This window comes from Streptomyces yamdrokensis (assembly GCF_053890455.1).
Map to the genome: position 1 here is coordinate 4,633,438 of NZ_CM132679.1, position 25,875 is coordinate 4,659,312.

Sequence of the window (25,875 nt, forward strand, 5' to 3'; positions counted from 1 at the left end):
GACAGGACTACGAAGCAGCCATGGCGGGACAGAAGATCCGCATCCGGCTCAAGGCCTACGACCACGAGGTCATCGACTCTTCGGCGAAGAAGATCGTCGAGACGGTGACTCGCACTGGTGCGTCGGTCGCGGGCCCGGTGCCGCTGCCCACTGAGAAGAACGTGTACTGCGTCATCAAGTCGCCGCACAAGTACAAGGACTCGCGCGAGCACTTCGAGATGCGCACGCACAAGCGTCTGATCGACATCCTCGACCCGACCCCCAAGACCGTTGACTCTCTGATGCGACTCGACCTCCCGGCCGGTGTCGACATCGAGATCAAGCTCTGAGGCCGGTGATCTGAAGAGATGACGAAGCAGATCAAGGGCATCCTGGGCGAGAAGCTCGGCATGACGCAGGTGTGGGACGCGAACAACCGCGTCGTCCCCGTCACCGTCGTCAAGGCCGGGCCCAATGTCGTCACCCAGGTCCGCACGAACGATGTCGACGGTTACGAGTCCGTCCAGATCGCCTTCGGCGAGATCGACCCGCGCAAGGTGAACAAGCCCCTCAAGGGTCACTTCGCCAAGGCCGACGTCACCCCCCGCCGCCACCTCGTCGAGATCCGCACGGCCGACGCCGCCGAGTACACGCTCGGTCAGGAAGTCACCGCCGAGGTCTTCGAGGCCGGCATCAAGGTCGACGTGACCGGCAAGAGCAAGGGCAAGGGCTTCGCCGGTGTCATGAAGCGTCACAACTTCAAGGGCCTCGGCGCCGGACACGGCACCCAGCGCAAGCACCGCTCTCCCGGTTCCATCGGTGGCTGCGCCACCCCGGGCCGCGTGTTCAAGGGCCTCCGCATGGCCGGCCGCATGGGCAACGAGCGGGTCACCACCCAGAACCTGACCGTCCACGCCGTTGACGCGGAGAAGGGTCTGCTGCTCATCAAGGGCGCGGTTCCCGGTCCGAACGGCGGCCTCGTCCTGGTCCGCACCGCGGCCAAGGGGGCCTGAGGTAACCGATGAGCACTGTTGACATCCTTTCGCCTGCAGGCGAGAAGACCGGAAGCGTCGAGCTCCCCGCGGAGATCTTCGGCGTGGAGAAGATCAGCATCCCGCTGATCCACCAGGTCGTCGTCGCGCAGAACGCCGCTGCCCGCCAGGGCACGCACAAGACCAAGCGCCGCGGTGAAGTCCGTGGTGGCGGCAGGAAGCCGTACCGCCAGAAGGGCACCGGCCGCGCCCGTCAGGGCTCGACCCGTGCGCCGCAGTTCGCCGGCGGTGGCGTCGTCCACGGCCCGCAGCCGCGCGACTACTCGCAGCGGACCCCGAAGAAGATGAAGGCCGCGGCCCTGCGCCACGCCCTCACCGACCGGGCCCGCCACGACCGCATTCACGTCATCACCGGCGTGATCGAGGGCGAGAACCCCTCCACGAAGGCCGCTCGGACGCTGTTCGGCAAGATCTCGGAGCGCAAGAACCTGCTCCTGGTCATCGACCGCGCCGACGAGGCCGCGTGGCTCTCCGCCCGCAACCTGCCCCAGGTCCACATCCTGGAGCCGGGCCAGCTGAACACGTACGACGTTCTCGTCTCGGACGACGTGGTCTTCACCAAGGCCGCTTTCGAGTCCTTCGTCGCCGGCCCGAACAAGGCCAACGACAACGAAGGGAGCGAGGTCTGATGGCAGTCCGTCACCCCTCCATCGCCTCCAAGGCGGCGAAGAAGGCCAAGGCCGCGCGCGTCGCCAAGGCACGCCGCCACGCCACCGAGGGCAAGAACACCGTCGTCACCCCGGCGAGCAAGGCGTACACGGACCCCCGTGACGTCCTGATCAAGCCGGTCGTGTCGGAGAAGAGCTACGCGCTCATCGACGAGAACAAGTACACGTTCATCGTCGCTCCGGGCTCCAACAAGACGGAGATCAAGGAGGCCGTGCAGGCGGTCTTCTCGGTCAAGGTCACCGGGGTCAACACGATCAACCGCCAGGGCAAGCGCAAGCGCACCCGCACCGGCTTCGGCCAGCGCGCGGGCACCAAGCGCGCGATCGTGACCCTTGCCGAGGGCGACCGTATCGACATCTTCGGCGGTCCGACCTCCTGACGGAGGTCCGGATCGTCCGGAATCGGACGAGGACTGAGAAATGGGAATCCGCAAGTACAAGCCGACTACGCCGGGCCGTCGTGGCTCCAGCGTCGCCGACTTCGTCGAGGTCACGCGGTCCACGCCGGAGAAGTCGCTGGTCCGTCCCCTGCACAGCAAGGGCGGCCGTAACAACTCAGGTCGTGTGACCGTTCGCCACCAGGGTGGCGGACACAAGCGCGCCTACCGCGTGATCGACTTCCGTCGTCACGACAAGGACGGCGTGCCGGCGAAGGTCGCGCACATCGAGTACGACCCCAACCGCACCGCGCGCATCGCGCTGCTGCACTACGCGGACGGCGAGAAGCGCTACATCCTCGCCCCGCGCAACCTGCAGCAGGGCGACCGCGTGGAGAACGGTCCCGGGGCCGACATCAAGCCGGGCAACAACCTCGCCCTGCGCAACATCCCGGTCGGTACCACGCTGCACGCCATCGAGCTGCGTCCCGGCGGCGGCGCCAAGTTCGCCCGCTCCGCCGGCGCCTCGGTGCAGCTGCTCGCGAAGGAGGGCTCCATGGCCCACCTCCGCATGCCCTCCGGTGAGATCCGCCTGGTCGACGTCCGCTGCCGCGCCACCGTCGGCGAGGTCGGCAACGCCGAGCAGAGCAACATCAACTGGGGCAAGGCCGGGCGCAAGCGCTGGCTGGGCGTCCGCCCGACCGTGCGTGGTGTGGTCATGAACCCGGTGGACCACCCGCACGGTGGTGGTGAGGGCCGTACCTCCGGTGGTCGCCACCCGGTGTCCCCGTGGGGTCAGAAGGAAGGCCGTACTCGTTCGCCCAAGAAGGCGTCGAACAAGTACATCGTCCGCCGCCGCAAGACGAACAAGAAGCGCTAGGAGCGGGTTTAGATGCCGCGGAGTCTCAAGAAGGGGCCCTTCGTCGACGACCACCTGATCAAGAAGGTGGACGTCCAGAACGAAGCTGGCACCAAGAACGTCATCAAGACCTGGTCCCGTCGCTCGATGATCGTCCCGGCCATGCTCGGCCACACGATCGCGGTGCACAACGGCAAGACCCACATTCCGGTGTTCGTCACCGAGTCGATGGTCGGCCACAAGCTCGGCGAGTTCTCGCCGACGCGCACCTTCCGGGGTCACGTCAAGGACGACCGGAAGTCGAAGCGCCGCTAAAGGCGGGGTGGAATGACCATGACAGACACTGGAAGGACAACCATGGAAGCCAGGGCCCAGGCGCGGTACATCCGCGTCACGCCCATGAAGGCCCGCCGCGTGGTGGACCTCATCCGTGGCATGGACGCCACGGAGGCTCAGGCGGTCCTGCGTTTCGCCCCGCAGGCCGCGAGCGTGCCGGTCGGCAAGGTGCTGGACAGCGCCATTGCCAACGCCGCGCACAACTACGACCACACCGACGCCGACAGCCTCTTCATCTCCGAGGCGTACGTCGACGAGGGTCCGACCCTGAAGCGGTTCCGGCCGCGCGCCCAGGGCCGCGCCTACCGGATCCGCAAGCGGACCAGCCACATCACCGTGGTCGTCAGCAGCAAGGAAGGAACCCGGTAATGGGCCAGAAGGTAAACCCGCATGGGTTCCGGCTCGGCATCACCACCGACTTCAAGTCGCGTTGGTACGCCGACAAGCTGTACAAGGACTACGTCAAGGAAGACGTCGCCATCCGTCGGATGATGACGTCCGGCATGGAGCGCGCCGGCATCTCGAAGGTGGAGATCGAGCGCACCCGTGACCGTGTGCGTGTGGACATCCACACCGCGCGTCCGGGCATCGTCATCGGCCGCCGCGGCGCCGAGGCCGACCGCATCCGCGGCGACCTCGAGAAGCTCACGGGCAAGCAGGTCCAGCTGAACATCCTCGAGGTCAAGAACCCCGAGACGGACGCTCAGCTCGTGGCCCAGGCCGTCGCCGAGCAGCTCTCCTCCCGTGTCTCCTTCCGCCGTGCCATGCGCAAGAGCATGCAGTCGGCGATGAAGGCGGGCGCCAAGGGCATCAAGATCCAGTGCGGTGGCCGTCTCGGCGGCGCCGAGATGTCCCGCTCGGAGTTCTACCGCGAGGGCCGTGTGCCCCTGCACACGCTCCGCGCGAACGTGGACTACGGCTTCTTCGAGGCCAAGACGACCTTCGGCCGCATCGGTGTGAAGGTCTGGATCTACAAGGGCGACGTCAAGAACATCGCCGAGGTCCGCGCCGAGAACGCCGCCGCCCGCGCCGGCAACCGTCCGGCCCGTGGCGGTGCCGACCGCCCGGCCGGCCGTGGTGGCCGCGGTGGCGAGCGTGGCGGGCGCGGTCGCAAGCCGCAGCAGGCTCCGGCTGCCGAGGCCCCCAAGGCCGAGGCTCCCGCCGCCGCTCCGGCTGAGAGCACCGGAACGGAGGCCTGACCGACATGCTGATCCCCCGTAGGGTCAAGCACCGCAAGCAGCACCACCCGAAGCGCCGTGGTCAGGCCAAGGGCGGTACGACGGTCGCGTTCGGCGAGTACGGCATCCAGGCCCTCACGCCGGCGTACGTGACCAACCGCCAGATCGAGGCGGCCCGTATCGCGATGACCCGCCACATCAAGCGTGGCGGCAAGGTCTGGATCAACATCTACCCGGACCGCCCGCTGACGAAGAAGCCTGCCGAGACCCGCATGGGTTCCGGTAAGGGTTCTCCGGAGTGGTGGATCGCGAACGTGCACCCGGGCCGGGTCATGTTCGAGCTGTCCTACCCCAACGAGAAGATCGCCCGTGAGGCGCTGACCCGTGCGGCCCACAAGCTGCCGATGAAGTGCCGGATCGTCAAGCGCGAGGCAGGTGAAGCGTGATGTCGGCCGGTACCAAGGCGTCCGAGCTGCGCGAACTGGACAACGAGGAGCTTCTGGCGAAGCTCCGCGAGTCCAAGGAAGAGCTGTTCAACCTCCGCTTCCAGGCGGCGACCGGACAGCTCGAGAACCACGGCCGTCTCAAGGCGGTCCGTAAGGACATCGCGCGGATCTACACCCTGATGCGCGAGCGTGAGCTGGGCATCGAAACGGTGGAGAGCGCCTGATGAGCGAGAACAACGTGACTGAGAACGACCAGCGGGGCTTCCGCAAGACCCGCGAGGGCATCGTCGTCAGCGACAAGATGGACAAGACCGTCGTCGTCGCCGTCGAGGACCGCAAGAAGCACGCGCTGTACGGCAAGGTCATCCGCAGCACGAGCAAGCTCAAGGCCCACGACGAGCAGAACTCGGCCGGCGTCGGCGACCGCGTCCTCCTGATGGAGACCCGGCCGATGTCCGCGACCAAGCACTGGCGCATCGTCGAGGTCCTCGAGAAGGCCAAGTAGGTAATTCCCGCAAGGGAATTCCAAAAGTACGTTCCTGCGAGGCACCCCTCGCAGGACAGTTCCGCCAGGCTCCGGGGCCCGGTCCAGGTGACCGGCCCCCGGGGAACCGGCAGACAATCAGGAGATAGACGTGATCCAGCAGGAGTCGCGACTGCGCGTCGCCGACAACACGGGGGCGAAGGAAATCCTTTGCATCCGTGTGCTCGGTGGCTCCGGTCGCCGCTACGCGGGCATCGGTGACGTCATCGTCGCCACCGTCAAGGACGCGATCCCCGGTGGCAACGTGAAGAAGGGTGACGTCATCAAGGCGGTCATCGTTCGCACCGTCAAGGAGCGCCGCCGTCCGGACGGCTCGTACATCCGCTTCGACGAGAACGCCGCCGTCATTCTGAAGAACGACGGCGACCCTCGTGGCACCCGTATCTTCGGCCCGGTCGGCCGAGAGCTGCGCGAGAAGAAGTTCATGAAGATCATCTCCCTCGCGCCGGAGGTGCTGTGAGCATGAAGATCAAGAAGGGTGACCTGGTCCAGGTCGTCACCGGCAAGGACAAGGGCAAGCAGGGCAAGGTCATTGCCGCTTACCCGCGCGAGGACCGCGTCCTGGTCGAGGGCGTCAACCGGGTCAAGAAGCACACCAAGGCCGCTCCGACCGCCCGCGGTTCGCAGGCCGGCGGGATCGTGACCACCGAAGCCCCGGTCCACGTGAGCAATGTTCAGCTCGTCGTGGAGAAGGACGGCCAGAAGGTCGTCACCCGCGTCGGCTACCGCTTCGACGACGAAGGCAACAAGATCCGCGTTGCCAAGCGGACGGGTGAGGACATCTGATGACGACCACCACCACTCCGCGTCTGAAGACGAAGTACCGCGAGGAGATCGCGGGCAAGCTGCGTGAGCAGTTCTCCTACGAGAACGTCATGCAGGTTCCCGGCCTCGTCAAGATCGTGGTCAACATGGGTGTGGGCGACGCCGCCCGCGACTCCAAGTTGATGGACGGCGCCGTGCGCGACCTCACCACGATCACCGGTCAGAAGCCGGCCGTCACCAAGGCCCGCAAGTCCATCGCGCAGTTCAAGCTGCGTGAGGGCCAGCCGATCGGTGCCCACGTCACCCTCCGTGGCGACCGCATGTGGGAGTTCCTGGACCGCACCCTGTCGCTCGCGCTGCCGCGCATCCGCGACTTCCGTGGTCTGTCCCCCAAGCAGTTCGACGGCCGTGGCAACTACACCTTCGGTCTCACGGAGCAGGTCATGTTCCACGAGATCGATCAGGACAAGATCGACCGTGTCCGGGGTATGGACATCACCGTGGTCACCACGGCGACCAACGACGAAGAGGGCCGTGCCCTTCTCCGTCACCTCGGCTTCCCGTTCAAGGAGGCGTGAGCGAGATGGCGAAGAAGGCTCTTATCGCGAAGGCTGCTCGCAAGCCCAAGTTCGGAGTGCGCGGCTACACCCGTTGCCAGCGCTGCGGTCGCCCGCACTCCGTGTACCGCAAGTTCGGCCTGTGCCGCGTGTGCCTTCGTGAGATGGCTCACCGTGGCGAGCTGCCGGGCGTGACCAAGAGTTCCTGGTAATCCGGTAGTTCCGGACTCCCAGGGCTCTCGGTAAGCAAGGGGAACGGCAGGAGGCCCGCTCCGCATGGCTTAGGCTTGTGGGGTTGGGCACCTGCCGTGCCCGGACGCACGCGGGTTCGCCCGCTAATGTTTGCTTACTACGCCGTAGGTCCACCGCGCCGCACCCGTCCCGTCTCGGATCGGGGAGAGGGATGGCGCACCAGGAAACCACGGCGAGAGAGGCCGAAGGCCAATTCATGACCATGACTGATCCGATCGCAGACATGCTGACTCGTCTGCGGAACGCGAACTCGGCGTACCACGACTCCGTGACGATGCCGGCATCCAAGATCAAGTCCCACATCGCGGAGATCCTCCAGCAGGAGGGCTTCATCACGGGCTGGAAGGTCGAGGACGCCGAGGTCGGCAAGAACCTCGTCCTGGAGCTGAAGTTCGGCCCCAACCGTGAGCGCTCCATCGCGGGCATCAAGCGGATCTCCAAGCCCGGTCTCCGGGTGTACGCGAAGTCCACCTCCCTGCCGAAGGTGCTGGGCGGCCTCGGCGTGGCGATCATCTCCACGTCGCACGGGCTCCTCACCGACAAGCAGGCCGGCAAGAAGGGCGTGGGTGGGGAAGTCCTCGCCTACGTCTGGTAGCAGAAGGGAACGGAGGAAACAGCTATGTCGCGCATCGGCAAGCTCCCCATCGCGGTTCCCGCCGGCGTGGACGTCACCATCGACGGCCGCACGGTCGCGGTCAAGGGCCCCAAGGGCACGCTGACCCACACCGTCGTGGCGCCGATCGAGATCGCCAAGGGCGAGGACGGCGTGCTGAGCGTCACCCGCCCCAACGACGAGCGTCAGAACAAGGCCCTCCACGGCCTGTCCCGCACGCTGGTGGCGAACATGATCACCGGCGTGACCCAGGGTTACGTGAAGAAGCTCGAGATCAGCGGTGTCGGTTACCGCGTGCTCGCCAAGGGTTCGAACCTGGAGTTCTCTCTCGGTTACAGCCACTCGATTCTGGTCGAGGCCCCCGAGGGCATCACCTTCAAGGTGGAGTCCCCGACCCGTTTCTCGGTCGAGGGCATTGACAAGCAGAAGGTCGGCGAGGTTGCGGCGAACATCCGCAAGCTGCGCAAGCCCGACCCGTACAAGGCCAAGGGCGTCAAGTACGAGGGCGAAGTCATCCGGCGCAAGGTCGGAAAGGCGGGTAAGTAAGCCATGGCATACGGGCAGAAGATCCTCAAGGGCGACGCCTACAAGCGTGCTGCTATCAAGCGTCGTCACATCCGGATCCGCAAGAATGTCTCTGGTACCGCCGAGCGTCCTCGCCTGGTCGTGACCCGTTCCAACCGCCACATCGTGGCGCAGGTGATCGACGACCTGTTGGGTCACACCCTGGCCTCGGCGTCCACGCTGGACGCATCGATCCGCGGTGGCGAGGGCGACAAGTCCTCGCAGGCCAAGCAGGTCGGCGCCCTGGTCGCGGAGCGCGCCAAGGCCGCCGGTATCGAGGCTGTCGTATTCGACCGCGGTGGTAACCGGTACGCGGGGCGCATCGCCGCCCTGGCGGACGCCGCTCGCGAAGCCGGGCTCAAGTTCTAGAGCCGCCCGTCGCGGCAGCGACTTGTCGCTGCCGCGTAGCTAGCGGAAACAGAGAGAGGTAATTCCAATGGCTGGACCCCAGCGCCGCGGTGGCGGTGCCGGTGGCGGCGAGCGGCGGGACCGGAAGGGCCGTGACGGCGGCGCAGCTGCCGCCGAGAAGACCGCATACGTTGAGCGCGTCGTCGCGATCAACCGTGTCGCCAAGGTTGTGAAGGGTGGTCGTCGCTTCAGCTTCACCGCGCTGGTCGTGGTGGGCGACGGTGACGGCACCGTGGGTGTCGGATACGGCAAGGCCAAGGAGGTGCCGGCCGCCATCGCCAAGGGCGTTGAGGAGGCCAAGAAGCACTTCTTCAAGGTCCCCCGCATCCAGGGCACCATCCCGCACCCGATCCAGGGTGAGAAGGCTGCCGGCGTCGTCCTGCTCAAGCCCGCGTCCCCCGGTACCGGTGTTATCGCCGGTGGTCCGGTGCGCGCCGTGCTCGAGTGCGCCGGTATCCACGACATCCTGTCGAAGTCGCTCGGCTCCGACAACGCGATCAACATCGTGCACGCGACCGTGGCGGCCCTCAAGGGCCTGCAGCGTCCCGAGGAGGTCGCGGCCCGCCGCGGTCTGCCGCTCGAGGACGTCGCCCCCGCGGCTCTTCTCCGTGCACGTGCCGGGGCGGGTGCGTAATCATGGCGCAGCTCAGGATTACGCAGGTCAAGTCCTACATCGGTAGCAAGCAGAACCACCGTGACACCCTGCGTTCGCTGGGCCTGAAGAGGCTCAACGACGTGGTCGTCAAGGAGGATCGTCCCGAGTTCCGCGGCATGGTGCACACCGTCCGCCACCTCGTGACGGTCGAGGAGGTCGACTGATCATGGCGGAGAACAACCCGCTCAAGATCCACAACCTCCGTCCCGCCCCGGGCGCCAAGACCGCCAAGACCCGTGTGGGTCGTGGCGAGGCGTCCAAGGGTAAGACGGCCGGTCGTGGTACGAAGGGCACCAAGGCCCGTTACCAGGTTCCGGAGCGCTTCGAGGGTGGCCAGATGCCCCTCCACATGCGTCTCCCGAAGCTGAAGGGCTTCAAGAACCCGTTCAAGACCGAGTTCCAGGTCGTGAACCTCGACAAGCTGGCCGCGCTCTACCCCGAGGGTGGCGAGGTCACCGTCGAGGGTCTGGTGGCCAAGGGGGCCGTTCGCAAGAACAGCCTCGTCAAGGTCCTCGGCCAGGGCGAGATCTCCGTGGCGCTGCAGGTGACGGTCGACGCCGTCTCCGGCTCCGCCAAGGAGAAGATCACCGCCGCCGGCGGTACCGTCACCGAGCTCGTCTGAACCACTCAGGCGTGCCGATGACTTGAGCGATCCCGACCGGGGATACCCCACATATGGGGTATCCCCGGTTGGTCGTTCCTAGGGCGGTGGTCCGCCGGTAAGGTGGCCTGCACTGCCCACTTTCCCCGGGCGCCCCACGCGGGCACTTCGGGTGAAAGCTGTCCGTTACCTATTCGTCGAACCTCAAGACCACCACCCTTGACGCGGTTGCGCGGGGGTCGCAGGAGGCACCGTGCTCACCGCGTTCGCCCGGGCGTTCAAGACGCCCGACCTGCGCAAGAAGCTGCTGTTCACTCTCGGCATCATCGTGGTGTACCGGATCGGTACCAACGTGCCGGTTCCCGGTGTCGATTACCGGAACGTGCAGACCTGTATCGATGCGGCCCAGGCGAACCAGGGCCTGTTCGGGCTGGTCAACATGTTCAGCGGCGGTGCGCTGCTGCAGATCACGGTCTTCGCGCTGGGAATCATGCCGTACATCACGGCGAGCATCATTCTGCAGTTGCTGACCGTGGTGATCCCGCGCCTGGAGGCCCTGAAGAAGGAGGGCCAGGCCGGTACCGCCAAGATCACGCAGTACACCCGTTACCTGACGGTGGCGCTGGCCATCCTGCAGGGCACCGGTCTGGTGGCCACCGCCCGCAGCGGCGCGCTCTTCCAGGGCTGCCCGGTGGCGAGCGAGATCGTCCCCGACCAGTCGATGTTCGTGACCATCACCATGGTCATCACCATGACCGCCGGCACGGCCGCCGTCATGTGGCTCGGTGAGCTGATCACCGACCGCGGCATCGGCAACGGCATGTCGATGCTGATGTTCATCTCGATCGCCGCCACCTTCCCCTCCGCCCTGTGGGCCATCAAGGAGCAGGGCAGCCTCGCGGACGGCTGGATCGAGTTCGGCACGGTCATGATCGTCGGTCTGGTCATGGTCGGCCTGGTCGTCTTCGTCGAGCAGGCCCAGCGCCGGATTCCCGTGCAGTACGCGAAGCGCATGATCGGCCGCCGTTCCTACGGCGGTACGTCGACCTACATTCCGCTCAAGGTGAACCAGGCGGGTGTCATCCCCGTCATCTTCGCCTCGTCGCTGCTCTACATCCCGGCGCTGATCGTCCAGTTCTCCAGCTCCACCTCGGGCTGGGCGACGTGGGTGACGAACAACCTCGCCGACACCGGCGCCACGATGCACATCATTCTGTACTTCTTCTTGATCGTGTTCTTCGCGTTCTTCTATGTGGCGATTACCTTCAACCCCGAAGAAGTCGCCGACAACATGAAGAAGTATGGTGGTTTCATCCCGGGCATCCGGGCTGGCCGACCGACCGCTGAGTACCTGAGCTACGTACTCAACCGGATCACCTGGCCGGGTTCGCTGTACTTGGGGCTGATCTCTCTCGTGCCGACGATGGCGTTGGCCGGTTTCGGGGCAAACCAGAACTTCCCGTTCGGCGGGACCAGCATCCTCATCATCGTGGGTGTCGGTCTCGAGACGGTGAGGCAGATCGAGAGCCAGCTCCAGCAGCGCAATTACGAAGGGTTCCTCCGCTGATGCGAATCGTCCTCGTCGGGCCGCCCGGTGCTGGGAAAGGCACGCAGGCCACCCGCCTAGCCGAGAAGCTGAGCATCCCCCACATCTCCACCGGCGACCTGTTCCGCGCCAACATCAGCAAGCAGACCGAGCTGGGCAAGCTCGCGAAGTCCTACATGGACGCGGGCAACCTGGTGCCGGACGAGGTCACCATCGCCATGGCGAAGGACCGCATGGAGCAGCCGGACGCCGAAGGCGGCTTCCTGCTGGACGGCTTCCCGAGGAACGTCTCCCAGGCCGAGTCCCTGGACGAGCTGCTGGAGACCGAGGGCATCACACTCGACGCGGTGCTGGACCTGGAGGCCCCCGAGGCCGAGGTGGTCAAGCGGATCGCCGGGCGGCGGATCTGCCGCAAGGACTCCAGTCACGTCTTCCACGTGACGTACAGCAAGCCGAAGCAGGAAGGCGTCTGCGACGTCTGCGGCGGCGAGCTCTACCAGCGCGACGACGACTCCGAGGAGACGGTGCGCACCCGGCTCGAGGTCTACCACACGCAGACCGAGCCGATCATCGACTACTACAAGGCCCAGGGCCTCGTGGTGACGATCCAGGCGACGGGTCCGGTCGACGAGGTCACCGGGCGCGCGCTGGAGGCGCTCAAGCACGACAAGTAGCCGTGCCCGTCCGGCCGCGGTTCCCTGCGGGGGCCGCGGCCGACGTGTGCGCGGCTGGGAGTGAACACGGGGGGCGGGCGCGGACGCCGTCCCCCGTATCGTTGACGGTGTCCGTACTCCTTCCGGTCCAGAAAGGCCGTCGTCCTCATGGTGCAGATCAAGACCCCCGAGCAGATCGCCAAGATGCGTGAGGCGGGGCTGGTGGTCGCTGCCATTCACGCGGCCACCCGCGAAGCGGCCGTGCCCGGAGCCACGACGAAGGACCTGGACCAGGTCGCCCGCAAGGTGCTCGCGGAGCACGACGCGAAGTCGAACTTCCTGGGCTACGGCGGCTTCCCCGCGACGATCTGCACCTCCGCCAACGAGGTCGTCGTCCACGGCATCCCCTCCGACGACGTCGTCCTCAAGGACGGCGACATCATCTCCATCGACTGCGGCGCCGTCATCGACGGCTGGCACGGCGACGCGGCCTACACGGCCTTCGTCGGGTCGGGGCACGCGCCGGAGCTGGTCGAGCTGTCCCGGGTGACCGAGGAGTCGATGTGGGCCGGCATCGCGGCCATGAAGCTCGGCAACCGGCTGGTCGACGTCTCCCGCGCCATCGAGACCTACATCCGCCGGCAGCCGAAGCCGGGCGGCGGACGTTACGGGATCATCGAGGACTACGGCGGCCACGGCATCGGCACCGAGATGCACATGGACCCGCACCTGCTGAACTACGTCGACCGCCGCCGGGGCAAGGGGCCCAAGCTGGTCCCGGGCTTCTGCCTCGCCATCGAGCCGATGGTCGCGCTGGGCACCGCGAAGACGCGGGTGCTGGAGGACGACTGGACCGTGATCACGACGGACGGGACCTGGTCCTCGCACTGGGAGCACTCGGTGGCGCTGACGGAGGCGGGTCCGCTGGTGCTGACGGCTCCGGACGGTGGGAAGGCGAAGCTCGCGGAGTACGGGGTCGCGGTGGCTCCGGACCCGCTCGTCTGACGAGGGTTTTCACCGCGTCCGCCGGTCGGGGGCCGGCGCAGCCGCTCGAAGCCTGTGAGGCGCGCCGGGCGCCGAGCCCGCGAGAGGGGCGTGGCGGAGTGGGGGCGTGGGTCGACCGGACCGTGTCCACGACGGACGGCGCCTGCACAAGATCACGGGTTAAGGATCTCGCGGGTGGGGCAGACTTTCCCGATTCGTTTTTCCAGGAGCCCTGACGTAGACTGACTCGTCGGCTCTCGTGCACCCGCATGCCTGCATCCGCGTCCATGGACGCGGTTCCGTGTGTGGGGTGCGCGGCTGAGCCGATCAAGGTAGTCGATTCGAAGGGCGAAGCGTGGCCAAGAAGCAAGGTGCCATCGAGATCGAGGGCACTGTCGTCGAGTCTCTTCCGAACGCCATGTTCAAGGTCGAGCTCCAGAACGGCCACCAGGTCCTGGCGCACATCAGCGGCAAGATGCGTATGCACTACATCCGTATCCTCCCTGACGACCGGGTCGTGGTGGAGCTCTCTCCGTACGACCTGACGCGTGGCCGGATCGTCTACCGGTACAAGTGAGCAAGTAGATCTTGCCCCTTTTCCCGCGATGCGGGTGCGGGGGCACTGAGCCCGGAGAACTTCACATCCCATGAAGGTCAAGCCGAGCGTCAAGAAGATCTGCGACAAGTGCAGGGTGATCCGCCGTCACGGCCGGGTCATGGTTATCTGCGACAACCCGCGCCACAAGCAGCGCCAGGGCTGACCCGCACGATCCACCCTCTGCGACTTTCCGCAGAACTTCGCGCGACGCGAGCAACACACGTTCATACGCAGGACCCGAGCCTCACGGCTCGACACCCCCGGCTCGGAGGCTGGGGACCCAGTCCGTACCAAATCGCCGAAGCGGGCGAGGCCGGCGGCTGGGAGGCGGTTCTGCGGAAGACCTCCGACAACAAACTGGAGCCATTGAATGGCACGCGTTTCCGGTGTTGACATCCCGCGCGAAAAGCGCGTGGAGATCGCCCTCACCTACGTGTTCGGCATCGGCCGAACCCTCTCGCAGCAGACGCTGGCCGCTGTCGGCGTCGACCCGAACACCCGCGTTCGCGACCTCTCCGAGGAGCAGCTCGTCGCGATCCGTGAGTTCGTCGACAACAACATCAAGACCGAGGGTGACCTCCGTCGCGAGATCCAGGCCGACATCCGCCGCAAGGTCGAGATCGGTACCTACCAGGGTCTGCGTCACCGTCGCGGTCTGCCCGTCCGCGGTCAGCGCACCAGCACCAACGCGCGTACCCGCAAGGGCCCGCGTCGCGCCATCGCCGGCAAGAAGAAGCCGGGCAAGAAGTAGTCCGCAGCGGACACCTGTCCACGGTCTTCGCTGAAGGACCGACCACCTCCCGTAGGAGTTAGTAGATGCCCCCCAAGGGACGTCAGGGCGCTGCCAAGAAGGTGCGCCGCAAGGAAAAGAAGAACGTCGCTCACGGCCACGCGCACATCAAGAGCACGTTCAACAACACGATCGTCTCCATCACGGACCCGTCCGGCAACGTGATCTCCTGGGCCTCCGCCGGCCACGTCGGCTTCAAGGGCTCCCGGAAGTCCACGCCGTTCGCCGCGCAGATGGCCGCCGAGTCGGCTGCCCGCCGCGCCCAGGAGCACGGCATGCGCAAGGTCGACGTGTTCGTCAAGGGTCCGGGTTCCGGTCGCGAGACCGCCATCCGTTCGCTCCAGGCGACCGGCCTCGAGGTCGGCTCCATCCAGGACGTCACCCCGACCCCGCACAACGGCTGCCGCCCGCCGAAGCGTCGCCGCGTCTGATCCGGCGCCGACGGCGTCGCGTCCGAGTCCTCGACCCGGTGCCACGCAGGCAGTGATTTTTCGGGCGGTACGCTCCGTATACGGGCCGTACCGCCCGTATCCTTGCAGTGCCCGCACTCCTCACCGGGTGCGGTTTCCGTCGGACGTCAAATAGCGGGCGTCCACGAGAGAAGGATCCACACATGCTGATCGCTCAGCGTCCCTCGTTGACCGAAGAGGTCGTCGACGAGTTCCGGTCCCGGTTCGTGATCGAGCCGCTGGAGCCGGGCTTCGGCTACACCCTCGGCAACTCCCTCCGCCGTACCCTCCTGTCGTCGATCCCCGGCGCTGCTGTCACCAGCATCCGCATCGACGGCGTCCTGCACGAGTTCACCACCGTGCCGGGCGTCAAGGAGGACGTCACCGACCTGATCCTCAACATCAAGCAGCTGGTCGTCTCCTCCGAGCACGACGAGCCCGTGGTGATGTACCTGCGCAAGCAGGGCCCGGGTCAGGTCACCGCCGCCGACATCGCGCCCCCGGCCGGTGTCGAGGTGCACAACCCCGACCTCGTGCTCGCCACGCTCAACGGCAAGGGCAAGCTGGAGATGGAGCTGACCGTCGAGCGCGGCCGCGGCTACGTCTCCGCCGTGCAGAACAAGCAGGTGGGCCAGGAGATCGGCCGTATCCCGGTCGACTCCATCTACAGCCCCGTGCTGAAGGTCACGTACAAGGTCGAGGCGACCCGTGTCGAGCAGCGCACCGACTTCGACAAGCTGATCGTCGACGTCGAGACCAAGCAGGCCATGCGTCCGCGTGACGCCATGGCGTCGGCCGGCAAGACCCTGGTCGAGCTGTTCGGTCTGGCCCGCGAGCTCAACATCGACGCCGAGGGCATCGACATGGGCCCGTCCCCGACGGACGCCGCTCTCGCCGCCGATCTGGCCCTGCCGATCGAGGAGCTCGAGCTCACCGTCCGCTCGTACAACTGCCTCAAGCGTGAGGGCATCCACTCCGTGGGTGAGCTCGTCGCCCGCTCCGAGGCCGACCTCCTCGACATCCGCAACTTCGGTGCGAAGTCGATCGACGAGGTCAAGGCGAAGCTGGCCGGCATGAGCCTGGCTCTGAAGGACAGCCCGCCCGGATTCGACCCGACCGCTGCCGCGGACGCCTTCGGGGCGGACGACGACGCGGACGCCGGGTTCGTCGAGACCGAGCAGTACTGAGAGCTCGGGACCGACGGTCCGGGTGCGGGTGCGGGTGCGCTGTGCCCGATCACGCCCCCGCGACGGAGTCGCACATCGGCGCCGTCCCGCGCCGCCTCCGGGCGCGCCCCCTCCGGGGGCTGCCCGGATCTCCGACAGGCGACCGCCTGCTCGGATACTGACCTCGGTACCTGATACGGCCGGGGCAGACACCTAGGAGAGACACCATGCCGAAGCCCACCAAGGGTGCCCGTATGGGCGGCAGCGCCGCGCACGAGAAGCTGCTCCTCGCGAACCTCGCGAAGTCGCTCTTCGAGCACGGCCGGATCACCACCACCGAGGCGAAGGCGCGCAAGCTGCGTCCGTACGCCGAGCGTCTGGTCACCAAGGCGAAGAAGGGCGACCTTCACAACCGCCGCCAGGTGCTCCAGGTCATCACGGACAAGAGCATCGTGCACACGCTCTTCACCGAGATCGGCCCGCGGTACGAGAACCGGCCGGGTGGCTACACCCGCATCACCAAGATCGGTAACCGCCGTGGCGACAACGCGCCCATGGCCGTCATCGAGCTGGTCGAGGCCCTGACGGTCGCCCAGGAGGCCACCGGTGAGGCCGAGGCCGCGACCAAGCGCGCGGTCAAGGAAGACGGCCTCAAGAAGGACGAGGCCGCCGAGGCCAAGCCCGAGGACGCCAAGCCCGAGGACGCCAAGGCCGACCTGGCCAAGGACGAGGCAGCCGAGGCCCCGGCCGAGGACGCCAAGAACGCCTGAGGCAGCACTGCTTCACGCTGAGCGGGTCCGCCCTTGTGGGGGCGGGCCCGCTTTTCGTGTGCCTGCTGCCTGATGCCGTACGCCTGAGAGGATCTGTACGTGAGTGACGAAGCGCAGCCCGGACACGTCCGTATCCGTCTCGACCTCTCCTACGACGGGGCCGGGTTCTCCGGCTGGGCCAAGCAGGCCGGGGGCCGGCGGACCGTCCAGGGGGAGATCGAGGACGCCCTGCGGACCGTCACGCGGTCCGGGGAGACGACGTACGAGCTGACCGTGGCGGGGCGGACCGACGCCGGGGTGCACGCCCGCGGCCAGGTGGCCCATGTCGACCTCCCGGCCGAACTGTGGGAGCAGCACCAGGAGAAGCTGCTCAAGCGGCTCGCGGGACGGCTGGCGCGCGATGTGCGGATCTGGTCCCTCTCCGAGGCCCCCGCGGGGTTCAACGCCCGTTTCTCCGCGATCTGGAGGCGCTACGCGTACCGCGTCACCGACCACCCCGGCGGGGTGGACCCGTTGCTGCGGGGCCATGTGCTCTGGCACGACTGGCCCCTCGACGTCGACGCCATGAACGAGGCGGCGGAGGGACTTCTGGGGGAGCACGACTTCGCCGCGTACTGCAAGCGGCGGGAGGGTGCGACGACGATCCGTACGCTCCAGGAGCTGAGCCTGGTGCGCGACGCGGACGGGGTGATCACGGCGACGGTCCGGGCCGACGCCTTCTGCCACAACATGGTGCGCTCGCTGATCGGGGCGCTGCTGTTCGTCGGCGACGGCCACCGCGCGCCCGACTGGCCGGGCAAGGTGCTGGCGGCGGGTGTACGGGACTCCGCGGTGCACGTCGTGCGCCCGCACGGGCTGACCCTGGAGGAGGTCGGCTATCCGTCCGACGGCCTCCTGGCCGCCCGCTCCAAGGAGGCCCGCAACAAGCGCTCGCTGCCGGCACCGCCGGCCCGGTGCTGCTGAACCCGGGTCGGGCCCGGCTCTCCGTTCGTTTCCCGCTCAGTTTCCGGCTCCTTCCTCCGCCCAGGTCGTGAGCAGTCCCGACAGGGCGTCCACGACCTCCTGGGAGTCGGGCCCCTCGCCGCGGCCGTCCGGGGTGAGTTCCAGGTGCAGGAAGGTCGCGTGGTGCTGCTGTGCGGCCTTGCCCTGGACGTTGGTGGTGCCCTCCAGGGGGCAGCGGGCCGACCAGCCACGGCAGACCCGCAGCCCGTCCGTCTCCAGTCGGTCGGCCAGGGCGGCCGCCTCGCCGGGCGCGCTCTGCGCGGCACCGCTGGAGAGGATCGCGTCGTAGCGCTTCGCCGAGGACTCGGCGAAGCCGTGCAGCTGGACTCCGGGTATTCCGCGCTTCTGCAGCTCCACGACGATCGTGTGGAACGCGCTGTCCTCGCGGTGGGCCACATCGGCGACGGCGTTGCCGTCGTCGTCCTCGCCGTCGCCCGCCCGGCGGTGGGCGCCGGCCAGGACGAGCGCACCGCCCGGGTTGTCCTCCAGCAGCCGTACGCCGAGCGCCTCGGTCTCCCGGTCGGCGACGGGGTGCGGCACCTGCGCGTTCCAGCGGACGGCGGAGTCGGCGTTCAGATACAGCCGCCCCCAGTGCGCGCTCGCACCCTTCCCCGAGGCCGCGACCTCGTCGTAGCGCCGGCCGGTCGAGGTGTCGGTGAGCCGGGTGACACGCAGGCCGAGGGGGGAGAGGAGTTCGTCGGCCTTGTGCGCGTCGTGGTCGAGGAGCCGTCCGATGCCGCGGGCGAGCCGGTCGCGCTCATCGGCGTCGGGGGGCGTGTAGGGACCGTCGCGCTCGAAGGTCTCCGTGTAGGTGAGGACACGGCTGCGGAGGTCCACCAGTTCCCGCGCTGCCGGAACTGTTTCCTCCGATTCCTCCCCGGAGTCCGCCTGGCAGCCCGTCAATGCAAGAACAAGTAGCAGCAGGGCGATAATTGGAGCGAAACGTGACTGTCTCGTGATGGTAATCGGCGTGAGGGATGTACGGACCATGTAAATATGACTGAGTGACACTGCGTAAGTCTCTCCCCAAGGTCCGGGTGGCGGCCACCCTGGTCGCGCTGACCGGCCTCCTGGCCTCGTGCGGTACGGCCGACGGTTCCGTGGAGCCGCAGGTCAAGCCGGGAGGACGTTCCTTCACCGTCGCGGCCGCGGGCGACGTGCTCATCCACCCCGAGATCGTCGAGCAGGCCGCCAAGGATGCGAAGACGACCGGTGAGGGAGAGGCCGGGCTGGACTTCGGGCCGACGCTCGCCGGGGTGAAGCCCGTCATCAGCAAGGCGGACCTGGCGATCTGCCACATGGAGACCCCCGTGGGTGAGCCCGAGGGCCCCTTCGAGGGATATCCCGAATTCCTGGTCCCGCCGCAGGTCCTGACGTCGCTGAAGGACGTGGGGTACGACACCTGCTCGACTGCCTCCAACCACACGTACGACCACGGGCTGGACGGCGTGCGGCGCACGTTGGACGTCATGGACGACCTGGGCCTCGGGCACGCCGGATCGGCGCGGTCGGCCGAGGAGGCGCAGTCGGTCACCCTTCGCGAAGTCAAGGGTGTCAAGGTCGCGCATCTCTCCTTCTCCTGGGAGTCGTTCCTGAACCCGACGTCCGAGAAGCAGAGGTGGGCGTTGAACCGACTCAACACCGAGGAGATCAAGAAGGCCGAGGCCCGTGCCCGGGAAGAGGGTGCGGAGGTGGTGATCCTCTCCGTCCACTGGGGGCTGGAGCACTACAACGAGCCCAGCGTGCCTCAGCTGCAGCTGACGCAGCGGCTCACCGAGGAGACCGGCGTCGACCTCGTGATCGGGCATCATGCCCACGTCGTCCAGCCGATCCAGAAGGTGAACGGCACCTGGGTCGCCTACAGCCTCGGCAACCAGCTGGCCCGGCACTCCTCCCCGACGGGACTGACCGAGGAGGGGGTCATCGGCTGGTTCGAGTTCCAGGAGACGACCGAGGGCTGGGACGTCACCGCGCGCTACCGCACCACGTTGGTGGACATTCCGCCGGAGGTGGAGCCCGGCGAGGAGATACCCGACGGTGCCGTACGGGATCTGCGGCTGGTGGACGCCCAGCAGATGCTCGACGAGCCCGGCGACCTGTCCGAGGAGCGGCTCGCCCGCTATCGGCTGGCGCTCGACCGGACCCGGGGCTTCCTCTACAACCGGGGTGCCCCCGGCGGCGACGGCATGGAGCAGCTCTCGCTGGAGAAGTGACCGGCCCCACATCCGAAGTCCGCGCCGGGGATACAACCTTGTCGGCGTTTATCAGTCTATTGAGTGACGACGTCGCACGGTCGCGGTAGTGGTGCGCCGGCGTACGCCCGGCACCCGCGCAAAGACCAAGGAAGACCACCGGTGACATCGAGTCATGTCGCGCCGCCCTCGGCACAGAAGCGGCGACGCAGCCGCAGACGGGCGGACATGCCGCTGCTCGGCGGCATCCGCCCGCCGATCGCGGTGCTGTGCGTACTGATCCTCGCCCTGGCCGGGCTGACCGCCCAGGTGCTCGGCCCCGGCAGCGACCCGGTCGTACCGAAAGCCGTGCTTTCCTCCCAGCAGCACTACGCGGAGGACGGGGCGATCGCCCTGCGCGCCTCGATCGACGAACGGGTCACGGACCTGCGGCGCACCGCCACCGCGCTGAACGCCGGGAAGCCGGCCGAGCCGGAGGACGTCCTCTCCGACCTCGGCAGGACGTACCAGAAGTGGACCGGCACCACCGTGGTGGACCTGGAGAGCGGGGACGTACTCGCCGCACGTGGCGAACGCATTCCGCTCGGCTGGCTGGACAAGGACGTTCTCACCGGGGAACACGCACTCATTCCGCGCATGGTGCGGCTGGAGACCGGTGACGTCCGGCTGATGACGATGGCCCTCCTCGACTGGAGGGACCGGCCCCAGCAGCTGCTGATCGCCTCCAACAGCCTGTCCGTGCCGCCCATCACGCTGGGCCCGTTCCGCACCATGGCCGTGGTCGCGCGGGGCGGCGAAGTGCTCGCCACGGCAGGCTTCGAGCAGTCCGAGGCGCTCAACTCGGACCAGGAGCGCAAGGAACTCGAGTTCCTCCAGAAGCAGATGAGCGACCTGGCCGGCCGGGCGGTCGAGCGGACCGAGGACCACCCCGTCACCGCCAAGGAGCCCGGTTCCCGCGGCTACCCCGGCATCAGCGGGTCCGTGACCGGTGGGGAGTACAACGGCCGTGTCACCACCGGCGGCTACGCCTCCCTGGCCTCCTCCGATCCCGAGGAGAAGGACAGTGTCGCGGCGGGCCTCGGACTCACGGTCGTGGCCATGCTGCCCGTGGTCGCCGAGCAGAGCGGTGCCACCGGCCGCGAGCTGTACGGACTGATCGCGGCCGGTGCCCTGGTGGTGCTCGGCCTGCTGGCCGCGGCGGTGCTGTGGGCCCGGGTGCAGCGGCCCCTGCTGCGGCTGTTCCTGGAGTCCCGCCGGCTCGCCCGCGGTGATCTGACCCGTCCCGTCGGTACCTTCCGAGGCGGCGAGGCCGCGCGCATCGGCTCCGCCCTGGAGCGGCTGCGGGGACAGCTCGGCGGTTCGGGCGGTCCAGGTGACTCCGACGGCGGAAAGGGCACCAGGCGCGGCGGCAGGGCCCGGTTCGGCATCCGGGCGCAACTCGCGGTGACCGCGGTACTGCTGCTCCTGTGGTGCGTGCCGGTCGGTCTGCTCCTGAACCGCACCGACGACTCGGTCAGCGTGCCCGCCACCATGGTCAACGACCAGCGCGACCGCACCGACCTGGTGTCCGACCGTGTCCGCCGGGCGCTGAACGAGGCCCAGGCGGACCTGGTCTCCACCTCCCGTCTCGTCGACGTGGCCGACCGGGCCGCCACCGAGAACGTGCTCGAGGACGCCCTGCGCCGGCACACCCGGTACGCGGCGCTGTACGTCGTCGACGCCGGCGGCGAGGTCCTCGCCCGCGCCGGGGGCGACCCGCACGACTGGAGCGGCGAGAAGGATCTGCCGCTGGTCAGGGTGTCCGGGGAAGGCGGCAGGAAGCCGGTGCTCCAGGCCGGCGCGCCGCTGCCGGAGGAGGGCGGCACGCTCGTCGGCGAGGTGCGGATCGAGTTCCTCAACTCCCTGCTGAAGCGTCCCGGCCTCGGTGAGGTCCGCGTGGCGGACGCGAAGGGCCGGACCCTCGCCGCCAGTGACGGCTTCCTCGCCTTCGAGAAGCTGCCCCGCGAGGCCCTGACCGACCTGGTCCGGGCGGGCAGTGTGCAGGTCGGCGCCGGACCCGTCGAGAACGGGCTCCTCATCCGCGACGGCGGCAACATCACCGTCGCGGCCGCGGCCCCCTTCAGCGGTGGTGGTGTCGCCGCCGACATCGGCTGGACCGTGGTCAGCTGGCAGAACGCCGACCGCTTCCAGATCACCGCGTACGAGCGGGAGGACCGCAGCGTACTCGCGGGGCTGCTCGGACTCGCCGCGATCGTGGTCTGCCTGGGGTGGGTGCACCTGGTGGTCGCCCGGCCCCTGCGCGCCCTCGCCACCAGCGCCGAGAAGCTGGCCGACGGCGACCTCAAGGCGGTGCTCTACCCCACGTACCACGACGAGGTGGGAGCGGTCGTCCGCAGCCTCGAACTGATCCGTCAGCAGCTCCAGACCCGCCGGCAACAGCAGCCCCGCCGACCCGCCGACTCCCGACCCGCCGAACCCCGACCCGGTGAGCCCCGGCTCGGCGCCGGAGGAAGGTGACCCGCCGTGCTCTACCTCTACTTCGCGCTGCTGATCTGCTGCCTGCTTCTCTTCGTGGCGGGTGTCGTCGAGCAGCGCCGGCACTACGCCGCCCTGCACTCGATACCGTCCCGGGTGCTCGTCAACGGCATCCGCGGCAAGTCCTCCATCACCCGGCTGTGCGCCGGTGCCCTGCGCGGCGGTGACCTGACCACCGTGGCCAAGACGACCGGCACGGCAGCCCGGTTCATCCACCCGGACGCGACCGAGGAGCCGGTCTACCGCAAGTTCGGCATCGCCAACGTGGTGGAGCAGATCGGTATCGTCCGCCGGGCCGCCGCGTACCGGCCCGACGCGCTCGTCATCGAGTGCATGGCGGTCATGCCGGCCCTGCAGGAGGTCAACCAGAGCAAGCTGATCCGCTCGACGATCGGGGTGCTGTGCAACGTCCGTGAGGACCACCTCGCCGAGATGGGTCCCACGCTCGACGACGTGGCCCGTTCGCTGTGCCGCTCGATGCCCCAGGACGGCATCTGCGTCACCGCCGAGAAGGACCGTTTCGACATCCTTCAGGAGGAGGCCGACGCCCGGAACTGCAAGCTGGTCTACGCGGACCCCGAGATGGTCACCGACGAGGAGCTGCGGGGCTTCAGCTGGTTCACGTTCAAGGAGAACGTCGCGATCGCCCTGGTCGTGGCCGAGCTGCTCGGCGTGGAACGCGAGGTCGCCCTGCAGGGAATGTACGACGCCCCGCCGGACCCGGGTGTGCTCTCCGTGGAGAAGTACGTGACCGAGGAGAACAAGCGGCTGGCCTTCGCCAACGTCTTCGCGGCCAACGACCCCGAGTCGACGCTGATGAACATCAACCAGCTGCTCGACCTCGGCGCCATCCGCCGCCCGCTGAACGTCGTGATCAACTGCCGCCCGGACCGGGTGGAACGCAACGGGCAGATGGGTGAGATCATCCCCGACCTCCAGCCGGACAACGTCTTCGTCATCGGGCACCCCGCCAAGAGCGCCATCGACGCCATTCCCGCCGAGTGGCGGGACCGCGCAGTGGACCTGGGCGGCGACCGTCGGGACGCCCACGAGTTCATGCCGGAACTGCTCGGCCGCATGTCCGACGGCTCCTCGCTCGTAGCCATCGGCAACATCCACGGTCAGGGCGAGGAACTGCTGGAGTACCTGGCCGAACTCCCCGCGGACGAGACACCCGACGCGGACCAGCCGGCCGGCCCGGGGCAGGAGGTTCAGGGCCCGGCCGCCGCCGTTCCGGCGCAGCAGGTGCCCCGTCTGGACCCGTTCGCCGCCTATCCGACGGCGTACGAGGAGCGCTACCAGGCCTCCCAGACCCAGGAGATCCCCGTCATCCGCCGCCACCTCCTCGCCCAGCAGGCGGCACTCCAGCAGCAGGGTCAGCAGCAGGGGCAACGGGATCAGTACGCCCCCCACGCACAACAGGACCGGCACGAGCAGCGAGGCCAGTACCAGCAGCACGCGCGGCACGAGCGGTATGAGCAGCCTGACCGGTACGCGGAGCCCGAGCAGTACGGGCAGCGGCGCGCACCGCACACGCCACAGCAGGGACAACGCGCTCCGCAGTACGGGCAGTACCAGGAGCACGGGCCCGAACAGCAGCGCCCGCCGTACTACGACGAGCCCGACGGCGGGCCCTGGTACCCGACCGGCGAGGACGGCGGCGGACCGCCTCCGCGTCGCTGAGCCCTCGCGGACCGACCGCCCTTCTTCCTTCCGCACACCTGCCCGGAGACCCTGTTGATCACCGCCGCACTGACCCCCGAGATGGCCGCTCTGGGCATCGCGATAGGTCTGTTCTTCTCACTGCTGTGCTACCTCACCACCAACCTGTCGCCCGGCGGCATGATCACCCCGGGCTGGCTGGCGCTCACCCTCATCGAGGACCTGCAGCGCGCGGCGATGGTGGTGGGGGTGACGGCCCTGACCTACGCGGGCACCAAGGTGATGCAGCGACTGGTGATCCTGTACGGCAAGCGGCTTTTCGCCGCGGTCGTGCTGCTGGGCGTGCTGCTCCAGGGCACCGTGATGATCGTGCTCTCGCTCGAGTTCCCGCTGCTGTACGGCAACCAGACCCTCGGGTTCATCGTGCCCGGTCTGATCGCCTACCAGATGGTGCGTCAGCCCAAGGGCCCCACCCTGCTGGCCACAGGCACCGTGTCGCTCATGGCCTACATCGTCATCGCCGCCGGACTGCTGCTCGGCGTCATGCCCACCGTCTGACAACAACAGAGGAGCATTCCGATGGCAGGGAAAGGGAAGAGGAAGACGCGCCACATCGTCCCCGGACTGGTGGTGCTCACGCTCGTCGCGACCTCCGGTTACCTCACCGTGGAGCTGCGCAAACAGGAGGCGCCCGGGGTCACCGAGGTCCGCAACGTCGGTGTCCTGGACGGCACCGGCGGGTCCGGGGGCGGGGCGGACGACAGCAAGGCGACCTGGTCCCGGCTGGAGAACCCGGCACGCTCGGTGCTGCGCGGCGGCGACGGGCAGATCGCGGCGGTCCTCACCGACGGGTCGCTCACCGCGACGCTGACCGGAAAGGCCCGCACCTTCCAGGAGCCGGCGGCGACCACCTCCAAGGTGTCCACCCGGGACTGGGTCCGGCTCATGCCCGAGAAGTGGGAGAAGGGCGCGGAGAAGGAGCAGTGGTTCAAGGACTGGTACGCCGAGAACAAGGACAGCGAGGAGGACGACCTCTTCGCGTTCGCCTTCCAGTACGTGGCCGGCGCCCCGGACAGGAAGGACGAGCAGGGCACGCTCTACGCCGGTGACGCCGACTTCGGGCCACTCAACACCAGCGGCGGGGAAGGCGGCGACCTGCGCCTGGAGCAGTCCGACTTCTACGACTTCCTCGGTGTCCAGTACCCGTTCCGGGACGGTGTCATCGGGGCACCGGAGACCATGCGGGCCAGGGCACTGGACTGCTCCGGTTTCATCCGCATGGTGCTCGGCTACCGTGCCCGCTACCCGCTGATGTCCTCCGACGCCTCCTCCGGCGACGGACTGCCGCGCACCGCCAACGGCATGGCCCGCTCCGGGCTGGGCGCCGACGTGCTCCCGCTGACCGGGGTGGCCGCGGAGGACCGGCCCGCCAACATCGACCAGCTGCAGCCCGGCGACCTCGTCTTCTTCAAGCTCGACGCGCGGACCGAGGACCGGCTGGACCACGTGGGCATGGTGCTCGGCTACGACACCGAGGGCCACCTGATCTTCGTCTCCAGCCGCGAGGAGATCAACGGCCCGACCATCGGCGACGTCGGCGGTGTTTCCCGGCTGGACGGCAACGGCTACTACGCGAAGACACTGCGCAGCGCGAAGCGGCTGTGAGGCGCTGAG

General features: G+C 68.0%; 37 protein-coding genes. 36 read left to right on the forward strand and 1 reads right to left on the reverse strand.

The annotated features are described in order from the left end of the window. Positions 1–20 precede the first annotated feature (20 nt). The 31 genes from rpsJ to truA all read left to right on the forward strand — a co-directional run bounded on the left by rpsJ (position 21) and on the right by truA (position 17,773). The gene (gene rpsJ, locus ACWZEH_RS20735; protein WP_003948644.1) at positions 21–329 is read left to right on the forward strand and encodes a 30S ribosomal protein S10; all 309 of its coding nucleotides are present in this window, start codon (positions 21–23) and stop codon (positions 327–329) included. An 18-nt stretch (positions 330–347) separates the two neighbouring features. Next, a complete protein-coding gene (gene rplC / locus ACWZEH_RS20740; RefSeq protein WP_042165083.1) occupies positions 348–992 on the forward strand; it encodes a 50S ribosomal protein L3 in 645 nt (214 codons plus the stop codon). 8 nt (positions 993–1,000) lie between these two features. Next, positions 1,001–1,660 (forward strand): 50S ribosomal protein L4, encoded by a 660-nt coding sequence (gene rplD, locus ACWZEH_RS20745; RefSeq protein WP_456192632.1) that lies wholly within the window; start codon positions 1,001–1,003, stop codon positions 1,658–1,660. Next, positions 1,660–2,079: a 50S ribosomal protein L23 gene (gene rplW / locus ACWZEH_RS20750; RefSeq protein ID WP_055570323.1), complete on the forward strand. Its 420-nt coding sequence runs from the start codon at positions 1,660–1,662 to the stop codon at positions 2,077–2,079. Before rplD ends, rplW begins: the two co-directional genes overlap by 1 nt. 40 nt (positions 2,080–2,119) lie before the next feature. Then, on the forward strand, positions 2,120–2,956 hold the full coding sequence (gene rplB / locus ACWZEH_RS20755; RefSeq protein WP_257851099.1) for a 50S ribosomal protein L2: 837 nt from the start codon (positions 2,120–2,122) through the stop codon (positions 2,954–2,956). A gap of 12 nt (positions 2,957–2,968) precedes the next feature. Further along, on the forward strand, positions 2,969–3,250 hold the full coding sequence (rpsS, locus tag ACWZEH_RS20760; RefSeq protein WP_003948639.1) for a 30S ribosomal protein S19: 282 nt from the start codon (positions 2,969–2,971) through the stop codon (positions 3,248–3,250). Positions 3,251–3,292: 42 nt separating this feature from the next. Continuing rightward, on the forward strand, positions 3,293–3,640 hold the full coding sequence (rplV, locus tag ACWZEH_RS20765; protein WP_003974262.1) for a 50S ribosomal protein L22: 348 nt from the start codon (positions 3,293–3,295) through the stop codon (positions 3,638–3,640). Further along, positions 3,640–4,470 (forward strand): 30S ribosomal protein S3, encoded by an 831-nt coding sequence (gene rpsC, locus ACWZEH_RS20770; RefSeq protein WP_037747976.1) that lies wholly within the window; start codon positions 3,640–3,642, stop codon positions 4,468–4,470. Before rplV ends, rpsC begins: the two co-directional genes overlap by 1 nt. Before the next feature lie 5 nt (positions 4,471–4,475). After that, positions 4,476–4,895 carry a 50S ribosomal protein L16 gene (gene rplP / locus ACWZEH_RS20775; protein WP_004927269.1) on the forward strand — a complete coding sequence of 140 codons (420 nt, stop codon included), beginning with the start codon at positions 4,476–4,478 and terminating at the stop codon, positions 4,893–4,895. Next, positions 4,895–5,119 carry a 50S ribosomal protein L29 gene (rpmC, locus tag ACWZEH_RS20780; RefSeq protein ID WP_042165097.1) on the forward strand — a complete coding sequence of 75 codons (225 nt, stop codon included), beginning with the start codon at positions 4,895–4,897 and terminating at the stop codon, positions 5,117–5,119. The genes rplP and rpmC overlap by 1 nt, the downstream gene beginning before the upstream one ends. Further along, positions 5,119–5,400 (forward strand): 30S ribosomal protein S17, encoded by a 282-nt coding sequence (gene rpsQ / locus ACWZEH_RS20785; protein WP_042165099.1) that lies wholly within the window; start codon positions 5,119–5,121, stop codon positions 5,398–5,400. The genes rpmC and rpsQ overlap by 1 nt, the downstream gene beginning before the upstream one ends. Before the next feature lie 130 nt (positions 5,401–5,530). Then, positions 5,531–5,899 (forward strand): 50S ribosomal protein L14, encoded by a 369-nt coding sequence (rplN, locus tag ACWZEH_RS20790; protein ID WP_003992364.1) that lies wholly within the window; start codon positions 5,531–5,533, stop codon positions 5,897–5,899. Positions 5,900–5,901: 2 nt separating this feature from the next. Continuing rightward, positions 5,902–6,225, forward strand: coding sequence for a 50S ribosomal protein L24 (rplX, locus tag ACWZEH_RS20795; protein WP_042165101.1), 324 nt, complete (start codon positions 5,902–5,904; stop codon positions 6,223–6,225). Then, positions 6,225–6,782, forward strand: coding sequence for a 50S ribosomal protein L5 (gene rplE / locus ACWZEH_RS20800; RefSeq protein WP_042165103.1), 558 nt, complete (start codon positions 6,225–6,227; stop codon positions 6,780–6,782). The genes rplX and rplE overlap by 1 nt, the downstream gene beginning before the upstream one ends. Positions 6,783–6,787: 5 nt before the next feature. Next, positions 6,788–6,973, forward strand: a complete 186-nt coding sequence (locus ACWZEH_RS20805; protein ID WP_003948630.1) for a type Z 30S ribosomal protein S14 — start codon at positions 6,788–6,790, stop codon at positions 6,971–6,973. A 236-nt stretch (positions 6,974–7,209) separates the two neighbouring features. Beyond that, positions 7,210–7,608, forward strand: a complete 399-nt coding sequence (gene rpsH, locus ACWZEH_RS20810; RefSeq protein WP_013001411.1) for a 30S ribosomal protein S8 — start codon at positions 7,210–7,212, stop codon at positions 7,606–7,608. A gap of 24 nt (positions 7,609–7,632) precedes the next feature. After that, entirely contained in the window at positions 7,633–8,172 is a 540-nt protein-coding gene (gene rplF / locus ACWZEH_RS20815) for a 50S ribosomal protein L6 (protein ID WP_042165107.1), read from the forward strand. Positions 8,173–8,175: 3 nt separating this feature from the next. Beyond that, positions 8,176–8,559, forward strand: coding sequence for a 50S ribosomal protein L18 (gene rplR, locus ACWZEH_RS20820; protein ID WP_456192633.1), 384 nt, complete (start codon positions 8,176–8,178; stop codon positions 8,557–8,559). 67 nt (positions 8,560–8,626) lie between these two features. Continuing rightward, complete coding sequence (rpsE, locus tag ACWZEH_RS20825) at positions 8,627–9,232, forward strand: 30S ribosomal protein S5 (protein WP_007494753.1); 606 nt, start codon at positions 8,627–8,629, stop codon at positions 9,230–9,232. 2 nt (positions 9,233–9,234) lie between these two features. Then, positions 9,235–9,417 (forward strand): 50S ribosomal protein L30, encoded by a 183-nt coding sequence (gene rpmD / locus ACWZEH_RS20830; protein ID WP_042165115.1) that lies wholly within the window; start codon positions 9,235–9,237, stop codon positions 9,415–9,417. 2 nt (positions 9,418–9,419) lie between these two features. Then, positions 9,420–9,875: a 50S ribosomal protein L15 gene (rplO, locus tag ACWZEH_RS20835; protein WP_003974249.1), complete on the forward strand. Its 456-nt coding sequence runs from the start codon at positions 9,420–9,422 to the stop codon at positions 9,873–9,875. Positions 9,876–10,107: 232 nt separating this feature from the next. Beyond that, a complete protein-coding gene (gene secY / locus ACWZEH_RS20840) occupies positions 10,108–11,421 on the forward strand; it encodes a preprotein translocase subunit SecY (protein ID WP_042165119.1) in 1,314 nt (437 codons plus the stop codon). Further along, positions 11,421–12,074: an adenylate kinase gene (locus ACWZEH_RS20845; RefSeq protein ID WP_456192634.1), complete on the forward strand. Its 654-nt coding sequence runs from the start codon at positions 11,421–11,423 to the stop codon at positions 12,072–12,074. Before secY ends, ACWZEH_RS20845 begins: the two co-directional genes overlap by 1 nt. Positions 12,075–12,221: 147 nt before the next feature. Next, entirely contained in the window at positions 12,222–13,058 is an 837-nt protein-coding gene (gene map / locus ACWZEH_RS20850; RefSeq protein ID WP_456192635.1) for a type I methionyl aminopeptidase, read from the forward strand. Between the two features lie 334 nt (positions 13,059–13,392). Then, positions 13,393–13,614: a translation initiation factor IF-1 gene (gene infA, locus ACWZEH_RS20855; RefSeq protein ID WP_003948620.1), complete on the forward strand. Its 222-nt coding sequence runs from the start codon at positions 13,393–13,395 to the stop codon at positions 13,612–13,614. A 70-nt stretch (positions 13,615–13,684) separates the two neighbouring features. Continuing rightward, a complete protein-coding gene (gene rpmJ / locus ACWZEH_RS20860) occupies positions 13,685–13,798 on the forward strand; it encodes a 50S ribosomal protein L36 (protein ID WP_003974245.1) in 114 nt (37 codons plus the stop codon). 207 nt (positions 13,799–14,005) lie between these two features. Continuing rightward, positions 14,006–14,386 carry a 30S ribosomal protein S13 gene (rpsM, locus tag ACWZEH_RS20865; protein WP_031041520.1) on the forward strand — a complete coding sequence of 127 codons (381 nt, stop codon included), beginning with the start codon at positions 14,006–14,008 and terminating at the stop codon, positions 14,384–14,386. Positions 14,387–14,451: 65 nt separating this feature from the next. Next, positions 14,452–14,856, forward strand: a complete 405-nt coding sequence (rpsK, locus tag ACWZEH_RS20870; RefSeq protein ID WP_003956432.1) for a 30S ribosomal protein S11 — start codon at positions 14,452–14,454, stop codon at positions 14,854–14,856. Positions 14,857–15,038: 182 nt separating this feature from the next. Then, positions 15,039–16,061, forward strand: coding sequence for a DNA-directed RNA polymerase subunit alpha (locus ACWZEH_RS20875; protein ID WP_042165128.1), 1,023 nt, complete (start codon positions 15,039–15,041; stop codon positions 16,059–16,061). Positions 16,062–16,267: 206 nt separating this feature from the next. Continuing rightward, positions 16,268–16,810: a 50S ribosomal protein L17 gene (gene rplQ, locus ACWZEH_RS20880; protein WP_456192636.1), complete on the forward strand. Its 543-nt coding sequence runs from the start codon at positions 16,268–16,270 to the stop codon at positions 16,808–16,810. A 99-nt stretch (positions 16,811–16,909) separates the two neighbouring features. After that, positions 16,910–17,773: a tRNA pseudouridine(38-40) synthase TruA gene (gene truA / locus ACWZEH_RS20885; RefSeq protein ID WP_456192637.1), complete on the forward strand. Its 864-nt coding sequence runs from the start codon at positions 16,910–16,912 to the stop codon at positions 17,771–17,773. A gap of 36 nt (positions 17,774–17,809) precedes the next feature. Here the strand turns inward: truA and ACWZEH_RS20890 are convergent, their stop codons facing one another. Beyond that, positions 17,810–18,649, reverse strand: a complete 840-nt coding sequence (locus tag ACWZEH_RS20890) for a hypothetical protein (protein WP_456192638.1) — start codon at positions 18,647–18,649, stop codon at positions 17,810–17,812. A gap of 167 nt (positions 18,650–18,816) precedes the next feature. On the opposite strand from ACWZEH_RS20890, the gene ACWZEH_RS20895 reads away from it, so the two are divergent. The 5 genes from ACWZEH_RS20895 to ACWZEH_RS20915 all read left to right on the forward strand — a co-directional run bounded on the left by ACWZEH_RS20895 (position 18,817) and on the right by ACWZEH_RS20915 (position 25,866). Then, positions 18,817–20,025, forward strand: coding sequence for a CapA family protein (locus ACWZEH_RS20895; protein ID WP_456192639.1), 1,209 nt, complete (start codon positions 18,817–18,819; stop codon positions 20,023–20,025). Between the two features lie 207 nt (positions 20,026–20,232). Beyond that, positions 20,233–22,521: a HAMP domain-containing protein gene (locus tag ACWZEH_RS20900; protein ID WP_456199739.1), complete on the forward strand. Its 2,289-nt coding sequence runs from the start codon at positions 20,233–20,235 to the stop codon at positions 22,519–22,521. 6 nt (positions 22,522–22,527) lie between these two features. Then, positions 22,528–24,222 carry a poly-gamma-glutamate synthase PgsB gene (gene pgsB / locus ACWZEH_RS20905; protein WP_456192640.1) on the forward strand — a complete coding sequence of 565 codons (1,695 nt, stop codon included), beginning with the start codon at positions 22,528–22,530 and terminating at the stop codon, positions 24,220–24,222. Between the two features lie 54 nt (positions 24,223–24,276). Continuing rightward, positions 24,277–24,759, forward strand: a complete 483-nt coding sequence (locus ACWZEH_RS20910) for a poly-gamma-glutamate biosynthesis protein PgsC/CapC (RefSeq protein ID WP_055592185.1) — start codon at positions 24,277–24,279, stop codon at positions 24,757–24,759. Positions 24,760–24,780: 21 nt separating this feature from the next. Beyond that, a complete protein-coding gene (locus ACWZEH_RS20915) occupies positions 24,781–25,866 on the forward strand; it encodes a C40 family peptidase (protein WP_456192641.1) in 1,086 nt (361 codons plus the stop codon). Positions 25,867–25,875 lie beyond the last annotated feature (9 nt).